This is a genomic window from Streptomyces sp. NRRL WC-3549 (assembly GCF_000721935.1).
In the GTDB taxonomy this organism is placed as follows: domain Bacteria; phylum Actinomycetota; class Actinomycetes; order Streptomycetales; family Streptomycetaceae; genus Streptomyces.
In genome coordinates, this window is record NZ_KL585414.1 from 258,500 (window position 1) to 262,076 (window position 3,577).

At 74.1% G+C, this 3,577-nt stretch carries 6 protein-coding genes; 2 read left to right on the plus strand and 4 right to left on the minus strand.

Features of this window, described 5'->3' with window-relative positions; all coding sequences use genetic code 11:
* The 4 genes from IH13_RS0122520 to IH13_RS0122535 form a co-directional block, all read right to left on the minus strand.
* A partial coding sequence (locus tag IH13_RS0122520; protein WP_031087202.1) for a DUF6328 family protein occupies positions 1-319 on the minus strand: 319 nt, incomplete at its 3' end.
* Positions 320-402: 83 nt separating this feature from the next.
* Positions 403-939, minus strand: coding sequence for a cysteine hydrolase family protein (locus IH13_RS0122525; RefSeq protein WP_031087204.1), 537 nt, complete (start codon positions 937-939; stop codon positions 403-405).
* A gap of 148 nt (positions 940-1,087) precedes the next feature.
* Positions 1,088-1,585: a GNAT family N-acetyltransferase gene (locus IH13_RS0122530; RefSeq protein ID WP_031087206.1), complete on the minus strand. Its 498-nt coding sequence runs from the start codon at positions 1,583-1,585 to the stop codon at positions 1,088-1,090.
* Between the two features lie 84 nt (positions 1,586-1,669).
* On the minus strand, positions 1,670-2,068 hold the full coding sequence (locus IH13_RS0122535) for a DnaJ family domain-containing protein (RefSeq protein WP_031087208.1): 399 nt from the start codon (positions 2,066-2,068) through the stop codon (positions 1,670-1,672).
* A gap of 224 nt (positions 2,069-2,292) precedes the next feature.
* Here IH13_RS0122535 and IH13_RS0122540 point away from each other — a divergent pair, with 224 nt between their 5' ends.
* Together IH13_RS0122540 and IH13_RS0122545 are read left to right on the plus strand one after the other, a co-directional pair.
* Positions 2,293-2,892 (plus strand): hypothetical protein, encoded by a 600-nt coding sequence (locus IH13_RS0122540; RefSeq protein WP_031087209.1) that lies wholly within the window; start codon positions 2,293-2,295, stop codon positions 2,890-2,892.
* Entirely contained in the window at positions 2,889-3,527 is a 639-nt protein-coding gene (locus IH13_RS0122545) for a hypothetical protein (RefSeq protein ID WP_031087210.1), read from the plus strand. Before IH13_RS0122540 ends, IH13_RS0122545 begins: the two co-directional genes overlap by 4 nt.
* The last annotated feature ends 50 nt before the right edge of the window (positions 3,528-3,577 follow it).

The following is a 3,577-nucleotide window of genomic DNA, read 5'->3' on the forward strand; positions in this document are numbered from 1 at the left end:
TCTGCGGCTTCATCCGCCTGCCGGTGAGCAGCCGGTGGTAGGAGACCGGTCCGATGAGGGCCGCGGCCGTGGCGGAGCCGAGCATGACCGTCACCACGTAGATGTTGCGGTCGGTGACGGAGAGGCCGGCGAACCGGGACTGGAAGACCACGGCGAGCAGGAACCCGAAGAGGATCTGCACCCCGGTCTGGGCCACCCGGAGCTCCTGGAGCAGATCGGTCCACCGCCGGTCCGCCCGCTCCTCCTCCGTCTCCTGGCGCCCGGTGCCCTTCGTCGTCGGGGCCTCCCGGTCCCTGTCACCGTCCGGTGTGCGTGCCATCGCTGCCTCCGCCACGTCGTGCGATTCGGCCGGGCCGTACGGGTGCCCCGCCAGTCGCCGGGTGAATCCCGGGGCGGCGCCGGTCAGAGCTCCACGGTGGCCGCGGTGCGGATGTCGGCACCCATGTTGCGGCGCATCATCGCCAGCGCCGCTTCGGCGAGGTCCGGGTGCATGTGCGCGACGGCGTCCTCGGGGACGGTGACGTCGAGATACCGGATGTGGGCGTCGAGGGCCGAGTACAGGATGCACTGCTCGGTCACCTGGCCGCAGAGGATGACGTGGTCCACGTCCAGCTCGTTGAGCAGGTAGGGCAGCGGCGTCTCGTAGAACACGGAATGGCGGGCCTTCACCACGAAGAGGGAGGCGTCGTCGGGCAGGAGGGGTTCCACGAGCTCCGGGTGGGCGCCGGCGAGCGCCTGGTCGACGATCTCACCGTGGTGCGACCGCCACTCACCGAAGTTGTCGTTGACGTAGATGACGGGGACGTCCCGCTCCCGTGCCCTCCGGATCAGTTCCGCCATCGCGTGGACGGTCCGGGTGACGGACGGGACGAGCAGGTCGGCGTCGGGATGGTCGTAGCTGTTGATCATGTCGATGACGACGACGGCGCGCTTACCCATGCTCTCCATGATGGCAGCCGCCCGGGAATGCACCACACAGGCCCGACGGCCTCCGTCCGGAAGGAGGGCGCGGAACCGGGCCTCGACGGGGGCGGGCGGGCCGCCCGAGATCGCCCGCACGGCGTCGCGCGTCGGTCACCGGCCGGGCTCAGGGACCGTCGATCGCGAAGGTCAGTTCCGGACGGTCCCACATGACCGCGGGCGGGCCGGCCGGCACCGTGCCCGTACGCTCGGCGCCGACGCTGCGGTAGAAGCCCTCGGACGGGGGGTGGGCGACCACCCGCACGCGGGTCAGGCCCGCCCGGCGCGCCTCGTCCCGCAGATGACCGGCGAGCAGTCGCCCGATGCCCCGTCCCTGGGCCTCGTCGGCGACGAACATCAGGTCGACCTCCGGCGGGGCGAGGAGCAGCGCGTAGAAGCCGAGCACGTGGTCGTCGGCGTCCACGGCCACGAAGACGCGGTGCGCCTCGATGTAGTCCGGGCCGACCCGGTACCCCTCGACCATCGGGGCGTAGGGGCCCTCGTAGGCGCGGGAGCGGGTGACCAGGCGGGTGAGCCGCCTGGCGTCCCGGGCGACGGCCCGCCTGATCCGGATCCCTTCGGGCCGGACGGCCGACGCACGCCGGTACGCCCTGCTCTGTCTCATACGCCGAGTATGGCGCACCGGTGGCCGACGGAGGCACCGGGCCGGGGCCGTGCGCGGTCCGGGGCGAGGAGGTGTGCCGCCCTGTCAGGAGCGCCGGGCGTGCCACTCCGCCACGACCGCCTCGACGTCCAGCGGCCCGAGGTTCAGCGGCGGGCCCTCGGGAGGCGTCCGCAGCGCCTCGCGGATCCGCTCGTTCACCTCGCTCAGGACGCGCCGCGCCTCCCGCTCGGACCGGGCGTCAAGCGCCTCCTCGCGGGCGTCCTCCGCCTCCTTGCGCAGGGCCAGCGACGGCGGGAGAACCGACACGCCCTCGCGCTCCAGCTTGGCCTTGATCCACCAGTTCTCGTCGTAGGGGCGTTCCAGGCCGGCGAGTGGTTTCCCGAAGCCGGGCAGGTGGGAGAAGTCGCCGCGCTGTTCCGCCTCGCGGATCTGCCTGTCCACCCACGACTCGAAGCTGACACCAGCGGGTTTGCGCTCGGTCACCGTGCGCCCCTTTCCCAACTCGGCCCGCGGGCCGCGGGGTTGCCGTCGGCCGTCCTCGGCCGCTTCCCACGATACCGAGCGCCCGTCCGGCTTGAACCCGGTCGAGGGGGTACACGACGCCGTGCGTACCGCCCGGCCGGAGTCCGGCCGGGCCCGATCCGAAAGGGGTTGAGGAGAGTGGGACAGTACGACGCACCGACCACCGGCCGACAGGAGCGTCCGTCATGACGACGACCGTGGTGATCATCATCGCCGTCGTCCTGGTGGTGGCGGCGCTCGGTTTCCTCCTCCTCCGCGGCAGGGCGGGCGGCGGACAGGGGCTGCGGCGGCGCTTCGGGCCCGAGTACGAACGTGCGGTGGCCGAGCACGGCGGGGACACCAAGGCAGCCGAACGGGAGCTCGCCGAGCGGGTGAAGCGGCACGGCTCGCTGCACGAGCAGCCCCTCTCCCCCGACGCGCACGAGGCCTACGCCGGCCGCTGGGCGATGGTCCAGGAGACCTTCGTCGACTCGCCCCGGGAAGCGGTCGCCGAGGCCGACGCGCTGCTGGCGCGGCTGGCCCGCGACCGCGGCTTCCCCGACGGTGACAGCTTCGAGGAACAGACGGCCGCCCTCTCCGTGCACCACGCGGGTCAGCTCGACGGCTACCGCCGGGTGCACACGGCGGTGCACGACCGCGGCAGCACGGAGGAGATGCGCGCGGCGCTGGTCGAGGCGCGGGCGCTGTTCGACGTACTGCTCGGGGACGCACCGTCCGGCTCCGGGCACCGGGGCCGGCACGCGACGAGGACCCCGCACGGGGCCGAGGGAAGGACCACGGCATGACGCACGACACCGAACGCACCGATCCGGCCGCCACCGAGACGCCCGGCCCCGTGCCGGGAGCGCACCGGGGTACGCCGGCGCCACGGGCGGCGTACGGGGACGGCCCCGTGCCGCCGACGGCGGAACCGGAGCCCCGGCGCGTCGCCGCGCCCGGTGCCACGACGGGCAGTGGCGCGCCTGAACGCGGACCGGACGGGGTGCCGGGCACGGACGGCGACGGCCGAGGTCTTCCGCTCGGCCCGGCCGAGGCCGCACCGCCGGACGGGCCGGAGGCCACCCCCGCACGGACCACCGCTCCCGGCCGCCACACGGCCGTGGACGCGCCGTCGCCGGACGGCCTCCACGACAAGGACGCGCCCGGTGACCGGCCCCTGATCCCGGCGCACGAGCGGGACGCGCTGATCCTGCGGATGCGCCAGGCGGTCAGTGACTTCGTCGAGGATCCGCGCCAGGCGGTCGAGGAGGCCGACAGCGCCTTCGACCGGATCGTCGCCGACCTCGCCGAGGCGCTCGACGAGCGCAGGCGCGCCCTGCGTGCGAGCTGGCAGGGCGCGGACTGCGAGGCGCGCACCGAGGAACTGCGGGTGGCCCTGCGGAACTACCGTGACGCCGGGGAACGGCTCCTGCGCGTCTGAACGGCCGGACGCGCGGCGGCCCGGGGCGGGTCCTTCCACAGATCCCGCCC